At 68.6% G+C, this 22,433-nt stretch carries 25 protein-coding genes; 12 read left to right on the forward strand and 13 right to left on the reverse strand.

Annotated elements, in window-relative coordinates:
• The first annotated feature begins 140 nt into the window (after positions 1-140).
• The 4 genes from TSO5_RS03860 to TSO5_RS03875 all read left to right on the forward strand — a co-directional run bounded on the left by TSO5_RS03860 (position 141) and on the right by TSO5_RS03875 (position 2,443).
• Complete coding sequence (locus tag TSO5_RS03860) at positions 141-572, forward strand: Fur family transcriptional regulator (RefSeq protein ID WP_085090580.1); 432 nt, start codon at positions 141-143, stop codon at positions 570-572.
• A gap of 195 nt (positions 573-767) precedes the next feature.
• Positions 768-1,172: a hypothetical protein gene (locus tag TSO5_RS03865; RefSeq protein ID WP_109150336.1), complete on the forward strand. Its 405-nt coding sequence runs from the start codon at positions 768-770 to the stop codon at positions 1,170-1,172.
• A gap of 82 nt (positions 1,173-1,254) precedes the next feature.
• Complete coding sequence (locus tag TSO5_RS03870) at positions 1,255-1,992, forward strand: HAD family hydrolase (RefSeq protein WP_109150337.1); 738 nt, start codon at positions 1,255-1,257, stop codon at positions 1,990-1,992.
• A 76-nt stretch (positions 1,993-2,068) separates the two neighbouring features.
• A complete protein-coding gene (locus TSO5_RS03875; protein ID WP_109150338.1) occupies positions 2,069-2,443 on the forward strand; it encodes a response regulator in 375 nt (124 codons plus the stop codon).
• On the opposite strand, the gene sigJ is transcribed toward TSO5_RS03875, so the two are convergent.
• The 10 genes from sigJ to TSO5_RS03925 all read right to left on the reverse strand — a co-directional run bounded on the left by sigJ (position 2,440) and on the right by TSO5_RS03925 (position 9,144).
• Positions 2,440-3,321, reverse strand: a complete 882-nt coding sequence (gene sigJ / locus TSO5_RS03880; protein WP_109150339.1) for an RNA polymerase sigma factor SigJ — start codon at positions 3,319-3,321, stop codon at positions 2,440-2,442. The genes TSO5_RS03875 and sigJ overlap by 4 nt on opposite strands.
• Positions 3,318-3,770 carry a carboxymuconolactone decarboxylase family protein gene (locus TSO5_RS03885; RefSeq protein ID WP_109150382.1) on the reverse strand — a complete coding sequence of 151 codons (453 nt, stop codon included), beginning with the start codon at positions 3,768-3,770 and terminating at the stop codon, positions 3,318-3,320. Before TSO5_RS03885 ends, sigJ begins: the two co-directional genes overlap by 4 nt.
• Positions 3,771-3,854: 84 nt before the next feature.
• Positions 3,855-4,112, reverse strand: coding sequence for a hypothetical protein (locus TSO5_RS03890; RefSeq protein WP_109150340.1), 258 nt, complete (start codon positions 4,110-4,112; stop codon positions 3,855-3,857).
• Between the two features lie 16 nt (positions 4,113-4,128).
• Positions 4,129-4,593, reverse strand: a complete 465-nt coding sequence (locus TSO5_RS03895; RefSeq protein WP_109150341.1) for a DsrE family protein — start codon at positions 4,591-4,593, stop codon at positions 4,129-4,131.
• Between the two features lie 34 nt (positions 4,594-4,627).
• Positions 4,628-5,416 (reverse strand): molybdopterin-synthase adenylyltransferase MoeB, encoded by a 789-nt coding sequence (moeB, locus tag TSO5_RS03900; RefSeq protein ID WP_199230799.1) that lies wholly within the window; start codon positions 5,414-5,416, stop codon positions 4,628-4,630.
• Between the two features lie 111 nt (positions 5,417-5,527).
• Positions 5,528-6,325 (reverse strand): hypothetical protein, encoded by a 798-nt coding sequence (locus TSO5_RS03905; protein WP_109150343.1) that lies wholly within the window; start codon positions 6,323-6,325, stop codon positions 5,528-5,530.
• Positions 6,326-6,493: 168 nt separating this feature from the next.
• A complete protein-coding gene (gene cysK, locus TSO5_RS03910; RefSeq protein WP_109150344.1) occupies positions 6,494-7,453 on the reverse strand; it encodes a cysteine synthase A in 960 nt (319 codons plus the stop codon).
• A 144-nt stretch (positions 7,454-7,597) separates the two neighbouring features.
• Positions 7,598-8,053, reverse strand: coding sequence for an Rrf2 family transcriptional regulator (locus tag TSO5_RS03915; RefSeq protein WP_042701959.1), 456 nt, complete (start codon positions 8,051-8,053; stop codon positions 7,598-7,600).
• 153 nt (positions 8,054-8,206) lie between these two features.
• Positions 8,207-8,500, reverse strand: coding sequence for a DUF2218 domain-containing protein (locus tag TSO5_RS03920; protein WP_109150383.1), 294 nt, complete (start codon positions 8,498-8,500; stop codon positions 8,207-8,209).
• A 20-nt stretch (positions 8,501-8,520) separates the two neighbouring features.
• A complete protein-coding gene (locus TSO5_RS03925) occupies positions 8,521-9,144 on the reverse strand; it encodes a PadR family transcriptional regulator (RefSeq protein ID WP_109074303.1) in 624 nt (207 codons plus the stop codon).
• A 239-nt stretch (positions 9,145-9,383) separates the two neighbouring features.
• Between TSO5_RS03925 and TSO5_RS03930 the strand changes: the two genes are divergently transcribed.
• From TSO5_RS03930 to TSO5_RS03955, 6 genes are all read left to right on the forward strand, one after another.
• On the forward strand, positions 9,384-11,312 hold the full coding sequence (locus TSO5_RS03930) for a hypothetical protein (RefSeq protein WP_109150345.1): 1,929 nt from the start codon (positions 9,384-9,386) through the stop codon (positions 11,310-11,312).
• A 51-nt stretch (positions 11,313-11,363) separates the two neighbouring features.
• Positions 11,364-12,368 (forward strand): thioredoxin-disulfide reductase, encoded by a 1,005-nt coding sequence (gene trxB / locus TSO5_RS03935; RefSeq protein WP_109150346.1) that lies wholly within the window; start codon positions 11,364-11,366, stop codon positions 12,366-12,368.
• A 269-nt stretch (positions 12,369-12,637) separates the two neighbouring features.
• The gene (locus TSO5_RS03940; RefSeq protein WP_109150347.1) at positions 12,638-13,648 is read left to right on the forward strand and encodes an ABC transporter permease; all 1,011 of its coding nucleotides are present in this window, start codon (positions 12,638-12,640) and stop codon (positions 13,646-13,648) included.
• Positions 13,645-14,565: a nickel transporter permease gene (gene nikC / locus TSO5_RS03945; RefSeq protein ID WP_109150348.1), complete on the forward strand. Its 921-nt coding sequence runs from the start codon at positions 13,645-13,647 to the stop codon at positions 14,563-14,565. The genes TSO5_RS03940 and nikC overlap by 4 nt, the downstream gene beginning before the upstream one ends.
• Positions 14,566-14,567: 2 nt before the next feature.
• A complete protein-coding gene (locus tag TSO5_RS03950; protein ID WP_247870580.1) occupies positions 14,568-15,428 on the forward strand; it encodes an ABC transporter ATP-binding protein in 861 nt (286 codons plus the stop codon).
• 5 nt (positions 15,429-15,433) lie between these two features.
• Positions 15,434-16,213 carry an ABC transporter ATP-binding protein gene (locus TSO5_RS03955; RefSeq protein WP_109150349.1) on the forward strand — a complete coding sequence of 260 codons (780 nt, stop codon included), beginning with the start codon at positions 15,434-15,436 and terminating at the stop codon, positions 16,211-16,213.
• 22 nt (positions 16,214-16,235) lie between these two features.
• Here TSO5_RS03955 and TSO5_RS03960 read toward each other — a convergent pair whose 3' ends face one another.
• Together TSO5_RS03960 and TSO5_RS03965 are read right to left on the reverse strand one after the other, a co-directional pair.
• Positions 16,236-16,481, reverse strand: coding sequence for a helix-turn-helix domain-containing protein (locus TSO5_RS03960; protein WP_247870581.1), 246 nt, complete (start codon positions 16,479-16,481; stop codon positions 16,236-16,238).
• A 275-nt stretch (positions 16,482-16,756) separates the two neighbouring features.
• A complete protein-coding gene (locus TSO5_RS03965) occupies positions 16,757-18,637 on the reverse strand; it encodes a GGDEF domain-containing protein (protein ID WP_109150351.1) in 1,881 nt (626 codons plus the stop codon).
• Positions 18,638-19,249: 612 nt separating this feature from the next.
• On the opposite strand from TSO5_RS03965, the gene TSO5_RS03970 reads away from it, so the two are divergent.
• Complete coding sequence (locus TSO5_RS03970; protein WP_109150352.1) at positions 19,250-20,803, forward strand: ATP-binding protein; 1,554 nt, start codon at positions 19,250-19,252, stop codon at positions 20,801-20,803.
• A 7-nt stretch (positions 20,804-20,810) separates the two neighbouring features.
• On the opposite strand, the gene TSO5_RS03975 is transcribed toward TSO5_RS03970, so the two are convergent.
• Entirely contained in the window at positions 20,811-21,332 is a 522-nt protein-coding gene (locus TSO5_RS03975; RefSeq protein ID WP_109150353.1) for a substrate-binding domain-containing protein, read from the reverse strand.
• Positions 21,333-21,525: 193 nt separating this feature from the next.
• Here TSO5_RS03975 and TSO5_RS03980 point away from each other — a divergent pair, with 193 nt between their 5' ends.
• The gene (locus TSO5_RS03980; protein ID WP_109150354.1) at positions 21,526-22,419 is read left to right on the forward strand and encodes a LysR substrate-binding domain-containing protein; all 894 of its coding nucleotides are present in this window, start codon (positions 21,526-21,528) and stop codon (positions 22,417-22,419) included.
• Positions 22,420-22,433: the final 14 nt, after the last annotated feature.

Below are 22,433 nucleotides of genomic sequence, written 5' to 3' on the forward strand. Positions count from 1 at the left end.
TCGGATATTCGGGATGCCGCGAAGGGCCGGCCGGGATGCAACATCCGGTCGGCATTCGGTGCTGGCGTTCCCGGGGATCAGGGAGACCGGAGGGGCGAAGCGTCGCCCATCGAACAAAGACAGGAACACAGGGGATGTCCATGCCCTCGCGCCTTGAAGAACTGTGCGTGAAGAAGGGATTGAAGATGACCGACCAGCGCCGCGTGATCTCGCGCGTGCTGTCGGAGGCGACGGACCACCCCGATGTGGAGGAAGTGCACCGCCGTGCATCCGCCATCGACCCGCGCATTTCCATCGCCACAGTCTATCGCACGATGCGACTGTTCGAGGAGGCGCACGTCATCGACCGGCTTGATTTCGGTGACGGCCGTGCACGCTACGAAGAGACCAGAACCGATCATCACCACCATCTGATCGATGTCGACTCAGGGGAAGTGATCGAGTTCACCAACGATGAGATGGAACGGCTGAAGGAAAGCATAGCCCGCGAACTTGGCTATGACCTGATCGGCCATCGGTTGGAACTGTACGGTGTTCCTCGCAAACGCCGCACTGATAAATCTGAGTCTTAACTGTATACGGAACTTACTGGCGATGCGCACAAGGGGTGCCGGCTGACTCTCCCTTCTCCGGAATCTCCACACGCGTGACGGGCGGGTCAGGCGGCCATCGCTTGCGGGGTGCATCGGGTGCCGGGCTGGACCTTGCCGGCCGCTGGCCCAAGGTTAGGCGAGGAGCAAACCTCACTGACCGGAACCGGCCGCACCATGGATGATCGTCCCGACAATCGCCAAGACCGACGCCCCGACGCCCGGCCCGAAAGCCCGCCAAGCACGGCCGGGCCGGACATTCCCAAGACCGCAGCCAACGCCGCAGGCTCGGGTCCCGACCCCGTCCTCGAACGGCTGGACCGCCTGTCCGACCTGCTGATGCGCCGCATCGACCGGCTGGAAGAGCGGGTCCGCAGCCTGGAACAGGACAATGGCGAGATCATCAACCTGCTGATCGCCGTCAAGGCCGGGCTGGAGGAAGCGTCAGGCGACCTGATTGCCCAGCTGGAGGAGGTGGACGACACCGCCGGGCCGGAATTCGCATCCGACGACGGGTCGGCGGAGGACGCGGAGGACGGACCGCTATTCGAAACGCCCTGCGGCCCCACCATGCTGCATTGATCGGCGCCGCCGGGGTCGACTTGGCTGGAGTCCGCTTGAAAATCCTTGCCTGCCGCACCGCGCCGGCCGGATAACCATGGTCATGCAAACGACGTCCGTTCCGCCCCGCGGCATCGAGCCCCGGATCAGCCTCACGCCGCCCGCGCCGCTGCTGGCGACGGCTCCCGATTCGCCGATCTCCGGGCCATTGGTTTCCGGGCCGGCCGGTGTGGCCTTCTTCGACTTCGACGGAACGCTGATCCACGGCGACAGCCTGCCGATGTTCGTCGGCGAGGTGATCGGCCGGCGCCGCGCCGCCCTGGCGCTGGCCGACGCCATCCGGTCGGCCCTGCACCGGCATGTCCGCGGCCGTGGGCCGGGCTGCGATTTTCCGGGCTCGGTCAAGGCGATCTACCTGAAGCGCACCCTGCGCGGCTTGCCGGTGGCCGACGCGCTGGCCGCGGCGGAGCGGATGGTCCCGCGCGTGCGCTGGCACCAGCCGATGCTCGACGTGCTGAAGGAGCATCGCCAGCAGGGCCGCCGCGTGGTGGTCGCAACCGGCGCGCTCGACCTCTACATGCCGGCACTGCTGCGCGGGCTGGAGGTGGACGACCTGCTGGCGACGGGTATGGAGGTGGTGGACGGCAAACTGACCGGCCGGCTCAGCACCGCCAACTGCGTGCGGCTGGACAAGGCGGAGCGGGTGACCGGCTGGATCGCCGGCAACGGCCCGGTCGCCGCCACCTGGGGCTATGGCAACCATCCCAGCGACCTGCCGATGCTGGCGCTGATGCACAAGGGCGAAGTGGTCCGTATTCGACGAAGGTCGAACCACAGGTAGCGGCGGTTTACAACCCGGCCAACCATCCGCATACTCCGTCTGTCCATAATAAAAACATGATGGACGGAGGGGAAACGTGGCTTTCAGCATCGAAGCGAACATCCGGATGCCGGGTTACGGCGGGCGCCGCGCCGTGGTCGCCGATGCCGACCGCATCCAGCGCGAGGCGCTGGCCGGGCATCTGTCCGGCCGCGGCTTCCAGGTCTCGCAGACCGCCGATGCGCTGGAGGCCCTGACCCTCATCGGGGCGGAGGCGCCGGTCGTGGCATTGCTGCCGCTCGACCATGAGGGCGACGAGGGCGACCGCGCCGCGGCGCTGGCGGCGATGCTCTATCCGCAGACGCGCATCCTGATGACCGGCCCGCGGATGCCGAACCTGCCATTCCCCATCCTGCCCCGCCCGGTCGATCTGACCGCGCTCGACCGCTGGCTGGACGAGGCGACGGCTTAAAAGCTCCGCACCCGTTCCAGCTTCTGCGGATTGGCGACCTGATAGACCCGCAGGATTCGACCATCAGCGATGTCGAAGGCCAGCACGCTGCGGAACGACCCGCCCAGCTCGGCCAGCAGCCCCGGCCCGCCATTGACCCGCACCGGCACGAATTGGAAGCTGACGGCGCGCTTGCGCTGGACGCCGATCAGGAAGCGGGCGATGCGGTCGGCACCGAACAGCGGCTTGACCGCCGTCCGCACCATCCCGCCGCCGTCGCTCAGCCACTGGGCGTCGTCGGACAGCAGGGCGACGATGGCGGCATAGTCGCGCCGCACGCTGGCCTCGGCGAAGGCGGCGGCCAGACGACGCCCGGCATCCGGATCGGCCATCGCGGCGGACGGCTCGGCCATGCGGGCACGGGCGCGCCGCATGATCTGGCGGCAGGCCTCGACCGACTTGCCGAGCATCGCCGCGATCTCCGCGTAATCCAGATCCATCGCCTCGCGCAGGACGAAGACCGCCCGCTGGTCCGGCGCCAGCCGTTCCAGCAGCAGGAGCATCGCCAGCGGCACCGACTCGGATTCCGCTCCGTCCTCCGACCCGTCATCCCAATCGGCGACCTCGGGCTCGGGCAGCCAAAGCCCGTAATAGCGCTCCCGCGCCACCCGGGCGGAGCGCAGCCGGTCGAGCGCCAGCCGCGTCACCAGCGTGGTCAGAAAGGCGGGGGCCGACCCGACGCTGCCGGGCGCCACCGCGGACCAGCGCAGCCAGGCATCCTGCAGCGCATCCTCCGCCTCCGCCACCGAACCGAGCAGCCGGTAGGCCAGAGCGCGCAGCCGCGCCCGCTCGCCCGCGAAGGCGGCGAGCGCGGTGTCCGGGTCGGCCAGCGCCGTCACGCCGCCATCCCGACGGCGGTGCCCTCGACATGCTGGGCGATGCCGACACGGTTCCAGGCGTTGATCTGCGCCGCCGTCACCGTCAGCTGGGCGATCTGCTCGGCGTCGAAATGGCGTTGCAGGTCCCGATAGGCGTCGTCGATGCGGTCATGCTGGGTGCGGGTCAGCACCTCGGCCCAGGCGAAGGCGGCGCGCTCGTCCGGCAGGAACAGGTCCGACCGCTCCCACCCGGCAAGGGCGGCAATGCGCTCTTCCGACTGGCCGTCGTGGCGGGCTTCCTTGGTGTGCAGGTCGATGCAATAGGCGCAGCCGTTGATCTGCGACACGCGCAGGTCGATCAGGTGGATCAGCCCGGTCGGCAGGCCGCTGCCGCGGATGGCCTTGGCGGTGGCGAACAGCGTGGCGTACAGGGACGGGGCATCGGTGGCGACGGTGAAACGGAAAGCCATGGTGTTCATCCTCGTTTGGAGTGTCATCGCCCCCATGACGGGGCACACATCTCCAGCGTGACGCATGGCTGCCTTGCGCTGACCTCAGGCGTCGCTCAGCAGCCCCACCGCCTCGCGCAGGATGGCGATCTTGGCGGCGAACCGCCCCTCGGGATCGCTCTCGCCGATCAGTTGGATCATGATCCCAAGCGCATGGGCGACGCGCGGCGCCATCCCTGGCCGCTCCCGCACACGGGTCGCGAGGTCGGACAGCGCCGGCCGGTAGGGACGCCCTTCGAACCCGTCGGTGGCGATCGACTCGAACCGGTTGGCGAGGTCGAGGATCTCGCGGTTGTCGCTCATGTCCGTTCCAACGGTTTCAAACGAACAGCATGGCGCTGCCGCCGGGCGCCTCGTTTAGGAAGGTGACGACGCCGCCGGTGGCGACCGGAACATCCGCGCGCAGCGAGACGCCGGGCGGCAGCCCCAGCGCGCGCAGCCCCATCTCGCAGGCCATCACCGTGACGTCCATGGCGACGCAGGCCTCCAGCAGCTCCTCGAAGGTGGCGAGGCCATGGGTGGCGAAATAACGGTCGCGCGCCACCGGCGTGCTGCCATCATCGGCCGGGTCCAGATCGTGCCAGCCCAACACCCCCGGCTCCGTCTCATGCACCAGGGCGCGCAGGGCGCGCCCGGTGAAGAACAGCGTGACCTTGCGGTTGGTGGCCGCCGCGGCGCTGGCCATCACCAGCGCGTAATGGACGCGGTCGAAGCCGCCGGCGAACAGCACGATGGATAAAGCCGACGTACCGCCGGCGGTGGTTCCGGAAATGGTGGTGGACATGATCGGCCGCCTCCCGTCTTTGCCGTGGCGCCCGTCAGTGGGCGGAGAGGTCGTGGATCGTCGGATGATCGCCGCAAAGCGCGCAGTCGGGATCCCGCTTGATGGAGATGCGCTGATAGGACGCATAGAGCGTGTCCATCATCAGCAGGCTGCCCGACAGGCTCTCGCCCAGCCCCAGCAGTTCCTTCAGCACCTCCGTCGCCTGCAGCGAGCCGACGGAGCCGGCCAGCGCCCCGAGCACCCCGCCTTCCGAGCAGGACGGCACGGTGCCGCGCGGCGGCGGTTCCGGGAACAGGCAGCGATAGCAGGGGTGCGGCGCGCCCAGATGCGCCTTGAAGGTGGTCAGCTGCCCGTCGAAGCGCAGGATCGCCGCCGACACCAGCGTCTTGCCGGCCAGGAAGCAGGCGTCGTTCAGCAGGAAGCGCGTGGCGAAATTGTCCGACCCGTCGGCGACCAGATCATAGCCGGCGATCAGCTCCATCGCGTTGTCGCGGCTGATCCGCGTCCGATGCGTCTCGACCCGGACATCGGGGTTCAGCGCCCGGATGCGGGCGGCGGCGCTCTCCACCTTCGGGCGGCCGAGCGACGACTCGTCGTGGATCACCTGCCGCTGCAGGTTCGACAGGTCGACCGTGTCGTCGTCGACGATGCCGATGGTGCCGACGCCGGCCGCCGCCAGATAGAGCAGCAGGGGCGCGCCCAGGCCGCCGGCACCGACGACCAGCACCTTGGAACGCAACAGCTTTTCCTGGCCGATGCCGCCGACTTCCGGCAGCACGATGTGGCGGGAATAGCGGTGAAGCTGGGTATCCGTGAAGTCCATGGCCCGCAGCATAGCGCAAGGACGGGCCGTTGCAGCAACATTCGATGCCGCGTTTTCCGCAAGCCGGCAGCGCCGCCGGTCAGGCCCCGATCCTGTCAGGCCCCAGTCCCGTTATGCTTTGGTGGAGGTTGTCGTGGGCTTCGCTTCCGACGCCCATTGGCGCAGCCGGTCCTGCCGTTCGCGCAGCGTCTTCTGGATGGCGCTTTCCTGGTTGGTGCCGCTGTCCGTCAGGTTCGGATTGCGCGGGATTAGGCTCAACCGGAAATCGGTCGGGCTCTCCAGGTCTCCCGGCGGCACCACCACCATCGTGTACTGACCGGGTTCCAGCTTGTAGGTCGGTTTCTGCAGGAAGGTCTGCTGCGCATCGGGTTTGCCCGAGTCGCTGGCGGCCACCACCTTGCCGTCCTTGTCCATCATCGCCCAGCGCGTGTTGGGAAGCGAGATGTCGGCGGTGAAGGTGCCGCCCTGCACGACGTTGAAGGTGTGCTTCTGGACACCGGTGTCGCCGTTCGCCGGCGGCTGGGCAGTGCCCTTCAAGGTCGCGCCGCCACCGGTCACCAGGACGTTCTGCCGTTCGGTGACGTCCATCGAATAATCGCGCACGCCGGCCGCACGGTTGGCCTGAGAAAAGGTCGCCGTGTAGGTGCCGGGTCCCAGCCGCGCGCTGGCGTCCGCCGCCGATTCCTTCGACCGGATGGTGGTCACCACCTCGTTGCGGTCGTTGCGGATTTCGACGTTGGTGAAGGTGTTGTTGATCTTGAAATTGAACTCGCCGGACTTGCTGACCGTGAAGGTCTGGGTGTCGGCGTTGGCACCGTCCGAACCGATCTTGGTCGTCTTCCCCTTCAACTGGGAGAAGGCGCTGCTCGACAGGTTCGGAACATAGGTGGCGGCGGTAATATCCGTCATGGCGGTCACTCCCCGGCGGCGGCACGGACGGAACGGCGGTGCGGTCACCGGGAAGATTAGCCGAAAGGGCGAATTCCGTCAAATTTCGGGCCGGAATTTCGCCGCCAAGCTGCGAACCGAAGCTGCGAGTGGGGGGCAAGGATCGCCCCCACCCGCACGGGCGCAGTGTTACTCCAGACCTTCGAACAGGGCGGTCGACAGGTAGCGTTCGGCAAAGGACGGCAGGATCACGACGATCTGCTTGCCGGCATTCTCCGGACGGGCGCCGATCTCCAGCGCCGCGGCCAGCGCCGCGCCGGACGAGATGCCGACCGGCACGCCTTCCAGGCGGGCGACGTCGCGGGCGGTCTCGAAGGCGCGCTGGTTGGAGATGCGCACCACCTCGTCGATCAGCTCCTTCTTCAGGATTTCCGGCACGAAGCCGGCGCCGATGCCCTGGATCTTGTGCGGGCCGGGCATGCCGCCGGACAGGACCGGGCTGTCCTCCGGCTCCACCGCCACCGCCTTGAAGGAGGGCTTGCGCGCCTTGATGACCTCGGCGGTGCCGGTCAGCGTGCCGCCGGTGCCGACGCCGGAGATCAGGAAATCGACCTGACCGTCGGTGTCCTTCCAGATCTCCTCCGCCGTGGTGGCGCGGTGGACGGCCGGGTTGGCGGCGTTCTTGAACTGCTGCAGCAGATAGGCGTTCGGGTCGGCGGCCAGGATCTCCTCCGCCTTGCGGATGGCGCCCTTCATGCCCTCCGCCGCCGGGGTCAGCACCAGCTCGGCGCCCAGCAGCTTCAGCATCTTGCGCCGCTCCACCGACATGCTTTCCGGCATGGTCAGGATCAGCTTGTAACCCTTGGCGGCGGCGACGAAGGCCAGCGCGATGCCGGTGTTGCCGGAGGTGGGTTCGACCAGCGTCGTGCGGCCGGGGGCGATGGTGCCGGCGGCCTCGGCGGCCTCGATCATGGCGCGGCCGATGCGGTCCTTGACGCTGGCCAGTGGGTTGAAGAACTCCAGCTTGCCGATGATCTGGGCCTTCACCCCCGCCTCGGCGGCGAGGCGGTCCAGCCGCACCAGCGGCGTGGCGCCGATCGTGTCGAGGATGCTGTCGTAGATCTTGCCGCGGAACTCCGGTGCAGCCATGATTCCACCTCTGAAATTTGTGTTATGTGTGATTTCAACACCCCGGGAGGAGCATTATCCAGCACAGGGACACTGTCAAACGGCAAGTGGGGCAAACGGCAAGTGGGGTCTTCAGGCCATCCGCACCAACCCGTCCCGATCGCGCTAGATGGTGAAGTCGATCCGGTCCTCGGTCTCGCTCTCCACCCCGGCGCGGCGCGCGCGCATGCACAGATCCTCGATGGTGATGGTGTCGAGCTTCGCCATGCACTCTTCCTGCAGTTCGCCCCACAGCGGGCGCACCACCTGATGGCCCAGCACGGAGCCGGCCGGCTCTTCGATCGGATCGGTGGCGGTCTCCATCGCGCGGACGACCTTGACGATCTCGCCCAGCGTGATGCGCCGCCGTTCCCGCGCCAGCCGGTAGCCGCCGCGCGGGCCCCGCACTCCGGCCAGCACGCCTTCACGCACCAGCTGCTGCAGCACCTGTTCCAGATAGCGCTTCGGGATGCCCTGGCGCCGGGTGATCTCCCCCGACTGCACCGGCTCGGTGCCCGCGTTGTAGGCGATGTCGAGGACCGCCTCGATGGCGAACATCAGCTTCTTGGAGATGCGGAGCATCACGAACGACTCCCGGTGATCTGTCCATGGGCGGCCCGGCGGTGGGAAACCGCCTTCTCTCCCATTCCCGCCTGTTGGTTAAGAGCCGTTTTACACCGTCGGCGCGGTAATTCTCAACAGGATTTGTCGCAGACAGATTCGGGAAAATGCGCCTCACCCCACCCCGGTCCAGGCCACCTCGCCCAAATCCTCGCGGAAGGCGAAGCGCTTCAGATGGTCGATCACCACCCCCTGCATGCGCTCCATCTGCCCGGACTCCTCCACCTCCAGGGTCAGGGTCAGCCCCGCATCGTCGGCCGCCATGCGGCAGCGGCTGTCGGGACCGAAGGGGACGAGGCCCTGGGTCTCGTCATAAACGACCTCGAACTTGTGCGCCCAATGCTTGCACAGCTGGGTCATGTAGCGGCGCCCGTTCGGCGTCGCGATGCGCGCGGTCGATGCGGCCATGGTCATCGTCTCCTGTCCGGTCAGATGCGTTCGACGCTGCGGGCGGCATTGTCGATGATGTCGGCGATGGCCTGGGTCTGCTCCGTCGTCAGGTCGCCGCGCGACAGGCGCATCCGCAGGGCCATCTTGAAGTTCTCGACGGCGCGGACGATCTGCGGCGAGGATTCACGCTGGCGGCAGGCCTTCGCATGGGCGATGCGCTCGCGCACCGCCGCCACCGTCGGCTCCGCCGCCGCCAGCGCCGCCGTGCCCTCCGGCATGATCTCGTAGAGCTTCTTGTTGCCCTCGGTGGCGCCGACCCGGATGTGGCCCTGCTCCTCCAGCAGAGTCAGGGTCGGGTAGACGACGCCGGGGCTGGGGCTGTAGGCGCCGCCGACCATCTCCTCGATCGTCTTGATCAGGTCATAGCCGGAGCGCGGCTTCTCCGCGATCAGCCACAGCAGGACCAGCCGCAGGTCGCCATGGTCGAAGATGCGCCGCTCCCCCCGGCCGCCTTTGCCATGGCCGCCCCAGCCTTCCCAGCCGCCGCGATGACCGTGGCGCCCGTGCCGGCCGCGCCCTTCCCCCCGACCCTCCGCCATCTCGTCGTCGAACTCCGGACGCGAGAAGCGGCGGCCGTGATTGTGAAACAGATGCCGAAACATGGAACCCTCTCTTGATGCAGTTTCGATATAACGAAAACTTAGATATATCGAAACCCGCTCTTGGACAAGAGGCGATTTTCGGGCGGACACTCCGGCGGCGCCCCATACGGCGCTCCTGCGGCCCTCATGTGACGCCCGGCCCCCGGACAAATTGGGTTCGTCCGCAAATCTCTGTCGCCCGCCCGGCCGAAGGGGCTATAACCGACGCCCTGGCATTGCTTTCGCGTGTGTGTGTCCTCATGCCCCTTCGGATCGAGACCTTTTCCAACGTCACCGGCGGCTCCAGCTTCTTCAAGGCGGTGGGCCACCCGCTGGCGGCGCCCAAGGCCGCGATCCTGATCGCGCGGTTGGCCTCCTTCGGACCGGTGGCGGTCTATGACCCGCTGGGCCTGCTGTCGGGGCTGGCGGAGTTCTATGACCTGTCGTCGATCGACATCGGCGGGATCTATGTCCAGGACGTGGAGCAGGTCGGCCGCGAGGTGTTCGGCCACGCCGCCCGCCCGGTGACCGACCTGCCGTCCAGCGGCGCCCGCACCGTCTTCGTCGTCGCCTTCGATTCCCAGCGGCTGGAAGGCCACATCGCGCATCTGATCCCGAAGCAGGCCGGCGTCGTCTCGCTCGACGCCATGCGCGTGCCGGAAGACATGCTGAACGACCCCGGCCATTACCTGTCGAAGTTCAACTGGGCGACCAACTTCGCCTGGTTCCGCGACGGCGACGGCCACCACACCCGCGTGGTGTCGGCCAATTACTGGCCGCGTTACGGCGCCAAGGGCACCCGGCTGTGGGCCTGCCTGTTCGACGGCGAGGGCCGCCCCATCGCCGACTGGACGGAGCCGATGCCGCCGACCGACGGCACCGTGGTGATCGACAGCCGGCAGGTGCGCGAGCGCTTCAACCTGTCCGACTTCTGCGGCTCGCTGTTCCTGCACGTCATCGGCGCCGCCGGGCATGACGTGGTGAAATACGCCCTCGACACCTATGGCGACGACGACAGCGTGCTGTCCTGCACCCACGACGCCAACGCATGGCCGGCCGACCTCTATGCCGGGCTGCCCGCCCCGCGCGAGGGCGAGCGGGTGACCCTGTGGATCCAGAACAGCCACCCGACGCCGATCCCGGCCGGCGCCGTCGGCCTGAACCTGATGGGCTCGGCCGACATCCGCAGGCTCGACCAGACGGTCCCGGCCTTCGCCACCGTCGAGCTGGACGTCGCCAGCCTGTTCCCCGAGGCACGCTGGCCGCAGCAGTTCGAGGTTCAGGCCGGCAAGCATTTCGTCCGTCCGCGCTACGAGATCGTCGCCGCCGACGGCCGCCGCCGCATGGCCCATGCCAATGTCGAGCGCACCGACCTGAAACCCGACCCCAAGTTGCCGCAACTGACCGGTGGCGCCATGGACAAGGGCGTCGTCGGCAAGGGCCACATCCTGCCGGCGCCGTTGCTGCCGATGAGCCGCTGGCGCACCATTCTGCTGCCGACGCCGATGAGCACGGCGCAGACCGAGCTGCCGGTGAAGGCCGTCGTCTATGACCGCAACGGCGTCGAGATCGCCGAACACCGCTTCGGCAACCTCAAGCGGTCCGACAGCGTGGCGCTGGACGTGTCCGGGCTGGTCGCCGACAAGTCCGTCGTTGACGGCTGGGGCCATGTCGAACTGGTCTATGATTTCGAAGCTGGAACGATCGCCGACGGCTGGCTGCACGCGCTGGTCCGTTACGAGGACGTAACGACCGGCCATGTGGCGGAGACCAGCTTCGGCAGCCACATGTTCAACATGGCGATGGTCTACCGCGACGAGCCGCAGAGCTACCATGGCCGGCCGCCCGGCCTGTCGACCCGCCTGTTCCTGCGGCTGGGCACCGACCCGTGGGACACGCTCTGCCACCTCGTCTATCCTGCCTCGACCCGGTGGCATGACACCTCCGACACCAGCCTGATCCTGGTGCGGCGCGATGGCGTCGAAGTGGCGCGCAAACGGCTGGCGATCCCCTGCGGCGGCTCACGCTTCTGGCGCTATCACGAGATGTTTTCGGAAGCGGAACGGTTGGCGGCTGGCGAGCATGCCTATGTGCTGATTCGCGACACCACCTGCCGCCTGTTCGGCTACCATGGCTGCCTTGCCGCCGGTGACAGCGCCTTCAGCCTCGACCATATGTTTGGCTTCTAGAACCGTTCCAATCGCGAACTCCCTTCTGCCGATCACTGCGGGATCAGACCCATGGCCACCACGCACCACACCAAGGTCCTCATCATCGGCGCCGGCCCGGCCGGTTACACCGCCGCCATCTATGCCGCGCGCGCCAATCTGGAACCGCTGATGGTCCAGGGCATGCAGCCGGGCGGCCAGCTGATGATCACCACAGATGTGGAGAATTACCCCGGCTTCGCCGATCCGATCCAGGGCCCCTGGCTGATGGAGCAGATGCAGAAGCAGGCGGAGCATGTCGGCACGAAGATGGTGTTCGACCTGATCACCGACGTCGACTTCACCCAGCGTCCCTTCGTCTGCAAGGGCGACAGCGGCGACACCTACACCGCCGACAGCGTCATCATCGCCACCGGCGCCCAGGCGCGCTGGCTCGGCATCTCGACCGAAGAGATCTATCGCGGCTTCGGCGTGTCGGCCTGCGCCACCTGCGACGGCTTCTTCTTCCGCGGCAAAGAGGTCGCGGTGATCGGCGGCGGCAACTCGGCGGTCGAAGAGGCGCTGTACCTGACCAACCATGCCACCAAGGTGACGGTCATTCACCGCCGCGACAGCTTCCGCGCCGAACGCATCATGCAGGACCGCCTGTTCCGCCACCCGAAGATCGAGGTGGTGTGGGACAGCACGGTGGAGGAGATCGTCGGCGAGGGCGACGGCACCATGGGCAACCCGCGCAACGTCACCGGCGTCCGCGTGAAGAACGTCAAGTCGGGTGACGAGCGCGTGATCCCGGTGACCGGCGTCTTCGTCGCCATCGGCCACGAGCCGGCGACCGGCGTCTTCAAGGGCAAGGTGAAGATGGACGAGTCGGGCTACATCATCACCGCCCCCGATTCGACCGCCACCGACATCGCGGGCGTCTTCGCCGCCGGCGACGTGAAGGACAAGGTCTATCGTCAGGCGGTCACCGCCGCCGGCATGGGCTGCATGGCCGCGCTTGAGGCCGAACGCTGGCTCGCCCACCACGAGCCGGCCGCCGGCGCCCATGGCGACCCCAGCCCGGCGGGGACGTGGTGAGCTGAAGGTTAAGTTCAAGCGACGGGTGCCCCCTCCCTAACCCTCCCCCACCGTCGGTGGGAGAGGGAACTCCGCCGCTCATTTGCGAATCGTCACGGCACCTAGCATCCAATCCCCTCTCCCGCGGAACGCGGGGGAGGGATAGGGAGGGGGCAAGGGGCGCATCCACAGCACCCACTTCCCTCTCATACCCCCCTATGCCCTTGACGGGCTTTGCACAAAGCCCCGACTGTGATTCCCTAGCGCCTCCAAATCGCGAGGGAGTCCTCTTGCCTACGCTGAAACGCGGCCTGACCCTGCTGGTCACGGTCGCCGCCACCCTGCTGGGCCTGCTGCTGGTCACGTTCCTGATCGGCCGCGTCGTGCCGATCGACCCGGTGTTGTCCGCGCTCGGCGACCGGGCGAACGCCGAAAGCTATGCGCAGATGCGCACGCAGCTCGGCCTCGACCTGCCGCTGTGGCAGCAGTTCCTCCGCTATGTCGGCGACGTGCTGCAGGGCGACCTCGGCACCTCGGTGCTGACCTCCCGCCCGGTGCTGGAGGATGTGCTGCGCGTCTTCCCGGCGACGCTGGAGCTGGCGACGGTCGCCGTCGTGCTCGGTGCGCTGCTGGGCGTGCCGGCCGGGGTGTTCGCCGCCACCCACCGCGGGCGCTGGCCCGACCATGCCATCCGCCTGCTCGGCCTGATCGGCCATTCGGTGCCGATCTTCTGGCTCGGGCTGATGGCGCTGCTGCTGTTCTACGCCAAGCTGGACTGGGTGCCGGGACCGGGGCGGGTCGACGTCTTCTACGAGGGCATGGTCGATCCGCTGACCGGCATCGTCACCGTCGACGCCCTGCTGGCCGGCGAGACCGAGATGTTCTGGAACGCCGTCCAGCATCTGGTTCTGCCGTCGGCCATCCTCGGCCTCTACAGCGTCGCCTACATCGCGCGGATGACGCGCGGCTTCATGCTGGACCAGCTGCGTCAGGAATACATCACCACCGCCCGGGTGAAGGGCCTGTCGGAGACCCGCGTGGTCTGGCGCCATGCGCTGGGCAACATCGCGGTGCCGCTGATCACCGTCATCGCCCTGTCCTATGCCAGCCTGCTGGAAGGGTCGGTGCTGACCGAGACGGTGTTCGCCTGGCCCGGCCTTGGGCTCTACATCACCAATTCGCTGCTCAGCGCCGACATGAACGCGGTGCTGGGCGGGACGCTGGTGGTCGGCGCGGTCTTCATCGCGCTGAACCTGCTGTCCGACCTGCTCTATCGCCTTCTGGATCCGCGTGCCCGATGACTGCGCACACCGACACCCGATCCGCCGGCTGGCGGGACTGGCTGACCACCGACACGCCGCAGTCCCGCGCCCAGGCCCGGCTTGGCCGCGCCTGGGCCGGCTGGACCGCCTTCCGCCGCAACCGGCTGGCCGTCGCCGGGCTGCTGATCGTGCTGGCCCTGGTCGTCGTCGCGGCACTGGCCCCGGTGCTGGCGCCCTACCATCCCTATGCCCAAAATCTGGACAACCGGCTGATGCCGCCGAGTGCGGCCCATTGGCTGGGCACCGACGCCTTCGGACGCGACATCCTCTCGCGCCTGATCCATGGCGCGCGGCTGACGCTGATGATCGTGGCGCTGGTGGCGGTGACGGCGCCGCTGGCCGGGCTGGTGATCGGCACGGTCGCCGGCTATTTCGGCGGCTGGGTCGACACCGTGCTGATGCGCATCACCGACATCGCGCTGGCCTTCCCCAAGCTGATCCTGGCGCTGGCCTTCGTCGCCGCGCTCGGCCCCGGTATCGAGAATGCGGTGATCGCCATCGCCATCACTTCCTGGCCGCCCTATGCCCGCATCGCCCGGGCGGAGACGCTGACGGTCCGCCGCGCCGACTTTATCAGCGCCGCCCGGCTGCAGGGCGCCTCCAGCCTGCGCATCATCCTCGGCCATATCATGCCGCTGTGCGTCGCCTCGCTGATCGTGCGGACGACGCTGGACATGGCCGGCGTGATCCTGACCGCCGCCGGCCTCGGCTTCCTCGGCCTCGGCGCCCAGCCGCCGCTGCCGGAATGGGGGGCGATGATCGCCAGCGGCCGGCAATATGTGCTGGAGCAATGGTGGGTCGCCGCCATGCCGGGCTTCGCCATCTTCATCGTCAGCCTGGGTTTCAACCTGCTGGGCGACGGGTTGCGCGACGTGCTCGACCCGAAGGGGGACTGACAATGACCAATCAAAAGATGGCGGGCAACACTCCCCTGCTCGAAGTCTCCAACCTCCGCGTCGCCTTCCCCACCCGCACCGGCATGGCCGAGGCGGTGCGCGGCGTCTCCTTCACCTTGGGCCGGGAGAAGCTGGGCATCGTCGGCGAGTCGGGATCCGGCAAGTCGATGACCGGCCGCTCCATCCTGCGCCTCGTCCCGCCGCCGGGCCGGGTCACCGCCGACCGGCTGGCCTTCAACGGCGAGGATCTGCTGGCGGCCTCGGCCAAGCGCATGCGCGACATCCGCGGACGGCGCATCGCCATGGTGATGCAGGACCCGAAATACTCGCTGAACCCGGTGATGACCGTCGGCCGCCAGATCGCCGAGGCCTACCGCGTCCACAGCAAGGCCGGCGCCGCCGAGGCCAAGCGCCGGGCGCTGGAGATGCTGGCCGCCGTGCGCATCCGCGATCCGGAACGGGTCTATGACCGCTACCCGCACGAGGTGTCGGGTGGCATGGGCCAGCGCATCATGATCGCGATGATGCTGATCCCCGACCCCGACCTGCTGATCGCCGACGAGCCGACCTCGGCGCTGGACGTCACCGTGCAGATGCAGGTGCTGGCGATCCTCGACGACCTCTGTTCCCAGCGCGGCATGGGCATGATCTTCGTCAGCCACGACCTGAACCTTGTCGCCTCCTTCTGCGACCGCATCCTCATCATGTATGCCGGCCGGGTGGTGGAAAGCTGTCGCGCGTCGGAACTGCACGCCGCCCAGCACCCCTACACCCGTGGCCTGCTGGCCAGCCTGCCGAAGATCGACGAGCCGCCGGGCGACCTGCCGGTGCTGAGCCGCGACCCCGCCTGGCTGGAGGCGTAAGGACGATGATGATCGACATCCAGGACCTGCGGGTCAGTTTCGGCGATGGCGCCGATGCCGTCACCGCAGTGGACGGCGTCACCCTGTCGGTGCGGGAGGGGGAAAGCTTCGGCCTCGTCGGCGAATCAGGCTCCGGGAAATCCACCGTCCTGCGCGCGGTCAGCGGCCTGAACGACGACTGGACCGGCCGCATCGCCGTCGCCGGCACGGAGCAGGGACCGAAACGGCAAAAGGGTTTCTACAAGCTCTGCCAGATGGTGTTCCAGGACCCCTACGGCTCGCTACACCCGCGCCACACGGTGGACCGCATCCTGGCCGAGCCCATCGCCATCCACGGGCTGGGCGATGCCGACGCCCGCATCGACCGGGTTCTGCGCGATGTCGGGCTCGGCCCCGCCTTCCGCTTCCGCTACCCGCACCAGCTGTCGGGCGGCCAGCGCCAGCGCGTCGCCATCGCCCGCGCCCTGGTACTGGAGCCGCGCGTCCTGCTGCTGGACGAGCCGACCTCGGCGCTCGACGTCTCGGTGCAGGCGGAGATCCTGAACCTGCTGCGCCGGCTGCGGGCGGAGCACGGCCTGACCCTGGTGCTGGTCACCCACAACCTCGCCGTCGTCGCCAACCTGTGCGACCGGCTGGCGGTGATGAACCGCGGCCGTCTGGTGGAGGAGATGACGGTGGAGGAATTGCGCCGGGGTGCCGCGCGCGAGCCCTACACGTTGCAGCTCCTGCGCGCCAGCCTGGGCTACGACCGCGCGACGGCGGAGAGCTTCCGGGATTATGCGTGAGGGAGTTGGGTGCGGTTTGCCGTCACTCGGCCGCTAGAACCTGGGCGACCATGTCGGGTTGCTTTTCGATGACGCGCAGGTAGGACGCAACGGCGGCATCCGGCTCCCGCCGCCCCTGCTCCCACTCCTGTAGCGTGCGCAGCGGAATGCCGAAACGCTCGGCGAATGCCTCCTGCGACAGACCGGTCGAACGGCGAACCCGCTTCGCCAGAGGCGGGTGCCTCATGGCGGCGAGTTGCTCATCGGTGAAGCTATCGTGGTCGCTCATCGGGATCACCATGGGTCTAGGATGCCGTTGCTCAGAAGTTGAGCATTCAAACAAGCGCCACACATCATACACTTCTCTCGGCCGTCATTCCCGCGAAGGCGGGAATCCACCCGATTGAGCGGCTTCATTGCGGAGTTTCTTGGATCCCCGCCTTCGCGGGGATGACGCAAAGTACCCTTTATTCCAGAGGCTTAATATCGGTCTGAGTTGTGTGCATCCCGTAGCGCCTTCGCGGGGATGACGGCCGACAATCGGCACTAGAAAGATACAGGCACTCACCCCAGCCGCACCACGCACAGCTTGTCCTCCGCCCCCTTGGCGGCGGCCTTGTGGTCGGCGATGGCGGCGTTGACGGCGTCGGGGGTCAGCTGGCCGCCGCCGGGCGGGATCACCACGGCGACGCCGCTGGCCGCCAGCAAGGGGAAGCGCCGCAGCGCTCCATAGCGGTCTTTCGCCAAAAACCCACCGCTGACCCGCGTTTCGGCGTCGTACAGGCTTTCGGCGTCGGAGCGGAACAGGGCCAGCAGTTCCACCAGCCGGGCCAGCACCTCGCCCTCCTCGCCGCCGCTGACGCCCAGGAAGAAGTCGTCGCCGCCGATATGACCGGCGAAGGCGTCGGCGTCGATGGAAGCCCCGGCGCTGCCGGCCCAGGCCTTCAGCCGCTCGCTGAACATCAGGATGGCACGGTCGCCCTGGCGGAAGCCGAAATTGTCGTTGAAGGGTTTGAAGTTGTCAAAATCCAGATAGGCCAGCACATGGCCGCGCCCCGCATCGGCCAGCGCCCCTTCGATGTGGCGCAGGATCGCCGCGTTGCCCGGCAGCCGGGTCAGGGGGTTCTGGTCGGTCGCCATCGCCAGATTGCGCTCATGCACCAGCCGCAGCAGGGCGCCGCTCGACAGCACGCCGGCATAGGCGCCGCCCTCGACGATGACGATCCCGTCGGCGGCGGATTCGGTGGAGAAGGCCTCGATCACCCGGTCCAGCGGGGTGGAGATGTCGCAGACCGGTGAACGGATGACCAGATCGTCCAGCCGGTCGCCCAGGCCACGGTTGCGCAGCAACTCCCCGCCGAAGCGCGAATAGACGTAACGCTTCAGGTCGCGCTCGCGGATCAGGCCGAGCGGCCGGTCATGCTCGTCGGTGATCGGTGCGATGGGGGCGCTGCCGTCGCGGCGGAAATAGTCCAGCAGCTCGGTCTTGCGCGAATCCACCCGCAGCGGCGGCAGCCGTTCGATCACCTCCGACAGGCGGCGGTGCGATTCGCTGGGCTGGCGGCGGTCCTGGCGGTTGAGATCCTCCACCATCGCATAGCGGTTGGGCAGCCCGGTCAGATCCACCCGCGGCCGGGCGATCAGGAAGCCCTGCGCAAAGTCGCAGCCCAGATCGCGGCAGGTGTAGAACTCGGCCGCAGTCTCCACCCCCTCCGCCACGATCTGGATGCCCAGCGCATGGGCATGGCCGGCCAAGGCCGCCACCAGCGCCCGCTTGCGCGAGTCCGCGTCGATGCCGGCGATGAAGAAGCGGTCGATCTTCACATAGTCCGGCCGCGCCTCGTACAGCGTGCGCAGGCCGGAATGGCCGACGCCGAAATCGTCGATGGCGATGCCGACCCCGCTCTGGCGGTAGCGGTCCACCGCCGCATCCACCGCGACGCCGCTGGGCACCGGCCGGCTTTCCGACAGTTCCAGCACGATGCCGCTGTTGCGCGATGCCGCCGGATCACGGGCGAGCCAGGGCGAGTCGGGTCGGCCGATCAACCGGGCGTCCAGGTTCAGGAACAGCTTCGCCTCGCTCCAGCCCGACAGCGCGCGATAGGCGGCGACCGCCTTGGCATGCAGCGCCGTCTCCACCGTCGCCAGCAGGCCGGCGGCCTCGGCGGCGTCCAGCAACTCGCCCGCGTTGGCAAAGCGGGTGCGCTCGAACCCGCGCAGCAGCGCCTCATAGCCATGGCAGCGGCCGGACCGCAGTTGGACGATGGGTTGGAAGGCATAGCGCAACAGCCCGACCGCCGATGCCCAATCGAACGCCGCGGCGGCACCCTCGGCGGAGCGGACGGCGGTCCAGTTCGCGCCATAGGGTTCGGCGGCATCATTCGCCGTCCGCCCGGTTTTGGCGCCGGCCATGGCCCCGGCTTTTGTCGTGGTCAGCACAGTCATCGCTCGGTCCGCCAGCGCCGATCCCGCATAAGATCAGCACCCGCTTGTAACAGAGCTTGTTTGCGGTTTCATGACCGCAGCGCCACGGTGTTGCGCAACGCGCCCTCCCTCCGCAGACGCGGGGGAACAGGCAGAATCGGATTTTCGGTTGATCGCAACCCCGTCACACACACGGCGCGGTGGAATGTGCATTGCCCGCACCATCGCGCATCGCTATGCATGCAACGGTGGGAACCGGGCGGCGGAATGGCCACCGCCCGCGTCCCACCTACCTGGGAGCACAGAGTGGAAAAAGCACTCGTCCTCCTGGTCCTGGTGCTTCAGCTGATCAAGGCGATCCTTGACCTGCTGAAGTAACCGGACCGGACGGGGGGTGCGGCTGGCACCGCACCCTCCTGTCCGCAAGACTATAGTCAAACCGCCCTTCGCCGCAAGACCCACCCCACCACCGGAACGCTCATCCGAGCCATCGCCGCTCAATCGGGCGGAGAGTGGTTCCCCGTCTGCGGCCCGGCCGTCCCGAATCGAATCCTCGTATCGCCGCGCCCGCCTGCGCTATAGGAAGGCCCCGCCAGTCTTGGAGGCGGTTCGGGTGAGTGGGAGGCGAGCGGGATGAAGGTCGGCATCGACATGGGGGCGACGAACGCGGGCGGCGCCGCGACGCTCGACCTGGAAGAGCTGCTGGCGACCCGTCTGCTGGTCCAGGGCAATTCCGGCTCCGGCAAGTCGCACCTGCTGCGCCGGCTGATCGAACAGAGCGCCCAATGGGTGCAGCAGGCGGTGATCGACCCGGAGGGCGACTTCGTCACCCTGGCCGAACGCTTCGGCCATGTGGTGGTCGAGGCGGACGAGCACAGCGAGGCCGCCCTGCAATCCGTCGCCGCCCGCGTGCGCCAGCATCGCGTCTCCGTCGTCCTGAACTTGGAGGGGCTGGACGCGGAAATGCAGATGCGCCACGCCGCCGCCTTCCTGGGCGGGCTGTTCGATGCCGACCGCGATTTCTGGTATCCGATGCTGGTGGTGGTGGACGAGGCGCAGCTGTTCGCCCCCTCGGCCGCCGGCGAAGTGTCGGACGAGGCGCGCAAGGTCTCGCTCGGCGCCATGACCAACCTGATGTGCCGCGGGCGCAAGCGCGGGCTGGCCGGGGTGATCGCCACCCAGCGTCTGGCCAAGCTGGCGAAGAACGTCGCCGCCGAGGCGTCGAACTTCCTGATGGGGCGCACCTTCCTCGACATCGACATGGCACGCGCTGCCGACCTGCTGGGCATGGAGCGCCGGCAGGCGGAGATGTTCCGTGACCTGGAGCGCGGCCATTTCATCGCGCTCGGCCCCGCCCTCTCGCGCCGGCCGCTGCCGCTGCGCATCGGCGCGGTGGAGACCCAGGGCCGCACCGGCAGCCCGACCCTGATGCCGCCGCCCACCACCCCGGTGGCGGATGCCCGCGACCTGATCTTCACCACCACCGAGCCGGAGCCGCCGCGCTACGTGCGCCGCCCCTCCACCTCGGCCAGCGCCGACCTGATGGCGCAGCTGGCGCGCGGCCGTCCCGCCGCCCCGCCGCCGTCAACCGACGAAAGCGCCGCCGAACAGCCGGCCCTGCTGCCTTTGGAGCCGGAGGAAACGCCTGAGCAGGCCGCCGAGCGCGAGGCCGGTTATGACGAGGTGCTAGCCGAGGTGCTGGCCGATCCGGAGGCGCCCTACCGCTCGCTGGCCGTGCTGTACCAGGATTTTCTGGTGCGCTGCCGGGGCCGCGGGGTGGATGGCGACCGGCTGGCCCTGCCCGCCTTCCGCCGCCGTCTGGCGACCGCCCGCGCCGGGGCCGGCAGCGGCGACGATCCCGCTTGGCAGCGCGCGACGGAGGTCGCCGCCACCCTGGCGGAGGACATCCAGCCGGTCTTCCTGCTGCTGGCCCGCGCCGCGCTGGACCACGCCCCCTGCCCGTCCGACGCCGACGTGGCGCGCGCCTGCGGCAGCCGGTCGAAGGGACGCGGCCGCCGCCTGCTGACCTACATGGAACAGCGCGGCTTCATCACCAGCCGCAGCGGCCTGGGCAACACCCGCGCCATCACCCTGCCGGCCCTGGGCTGGGAAACCGCGCTCGGCGACCCGAATGCCGACGACGCGGCCGACGCCCCCGACGAGGGCGGGCTGTTCGCGGCGGGGTGAGCGCCCCTCAGCTCCCAGCCGTCGGTGCGCTCACCGGTTTGCCGGTCTGGCTCCAGCTGGTGACGAAGTCGTTGACGCCGGGCACCGCCATCATGTGCGAGTCCTTGACATAGACGAAGCGCTTCGGCCCGAAATCATACTCGGTCAGCGTGATGCCGGCGGTGCGGCAGCGCTTGTATTCGGCGGCGCTGATCGGACGGTCGGAGGCCACCATGTCGGGATGGTCCAGCCCGACGCCGCCACAGAAGGCGCGGAAGCCGGCGGCGGTGCCGCGGGCGTCGAGATGCGGCTTGGTGTCGGGGCCGCCGTTATATTTGGCCGCCGCCTGATCGACGGTGCCGCGCAGGGCCGGACTGCCGACGATCCAGATGCCGCGGGCTTCCGGCGGCGGCTTGGGCACGGCCGGCGGCGGCAGGGCGGCGGTCTGTTGCGGCGGCGGCATGGTGCCCGGCATCTGGCAGCCGGCGAGCAGGGCGGCAGCGGCAAGCGCGAGGACCATACTGCCGGCCGGCGCGGAAAAGCGGATCATCGGACGTCTCTCTCCTCAAGCATCGTCGGGCATCCGGGCGGCGAGGCCCGGGGGCTGACAATGAGGACGCTCCCGCCCGGCTTCAACGGCCCGGCCGCCGCTTGTCCCACAGGCCGCCCGGATGCGCCGCTCGCCATCCATGAGCGATCGCGATAGGATAAGCCCCACCAATGACCATCCGGAATGCATCCTCATGTCCCTGCCCGACCTGGAGATCGACGCGCTGCGCGCCTTCGTCACCGTGGCGGAGGCCGGCGGTTTCACCGCGGCGGCCGAACGGCTGGGGCGGACGCAGTCGGCGATCAGCGTCAAGGTCAAGAAGCTGGAGGATCTTCTCGGCCGTCGGGTGTTCGAGCGCACCAGCCGGTCGCTGGCGCTGACTCATGACGGCGAACTGCTGATGGGCTATGCCCGCCGCATGCTGGACCTGAACGACGAGACGGTGCGCCGCTTCACCGAACCGGCGGCGGAGGGCGAACTGCGGCTGGGCGTGGCCGAATATTTCCTGTCCGACCATCTGCCCCATGTGCTGCGCCGCTTCGCCAAGCTGCACCCACGCCTGCACATCGACGTGCGGGTGGGCATGTGCAGCGATCTGGTCTCGGCGCTGGATGGGGGCGATCTCGACCTCGTGATCTCGCGCCGCGATGCCGGCGACGGCCGCGGCCGCGCCATCTGGACCGAGCCGATGCGCTGGATCGCCGCCCCCGGTCTGGAAATCCCGACCGACGGTCCCCTGCCCTTCTGCGCCCTGCCGGCCCCTTGCGTCTTCCGCAACCGCGGGCTGGCGGCGCTGGGCGAGACCGGCCGGTCCTGGCGGGTGGTCTACACCAGCGCCAGCGTCATGGGGGTGCAGGCCGCCGTCCGCGCCGGGCTGGGGGTGGCGGTGCTCAGCGAATCCTCGGTGCCCGACGGCGTGCGCCGGCTGGGGGTGGAAGACGGCCTGCCCGAGTTGGGCAATGTCGAAATGGCGATCTTCGGCGAGACGCCGCGCAATCGCCGCCTCGCCGAACCGCTGGTCGGCTTCATCGTCGAGAGCCTGGCGGCGATGCGCCCGGCCCGCCCGCCGCTCGCCCTGGCGGGGTAGAGCGGAGGGGGGAC

It is taken from the genome of Azospirillum sp. TSO5 (assembly GCF_003116065.1).
Classification (GTDB): Bacteria; Pseudomonadota; Alphaproteobacteria; order Azospirillales; family Azospirillaceae; genus Azospirillum.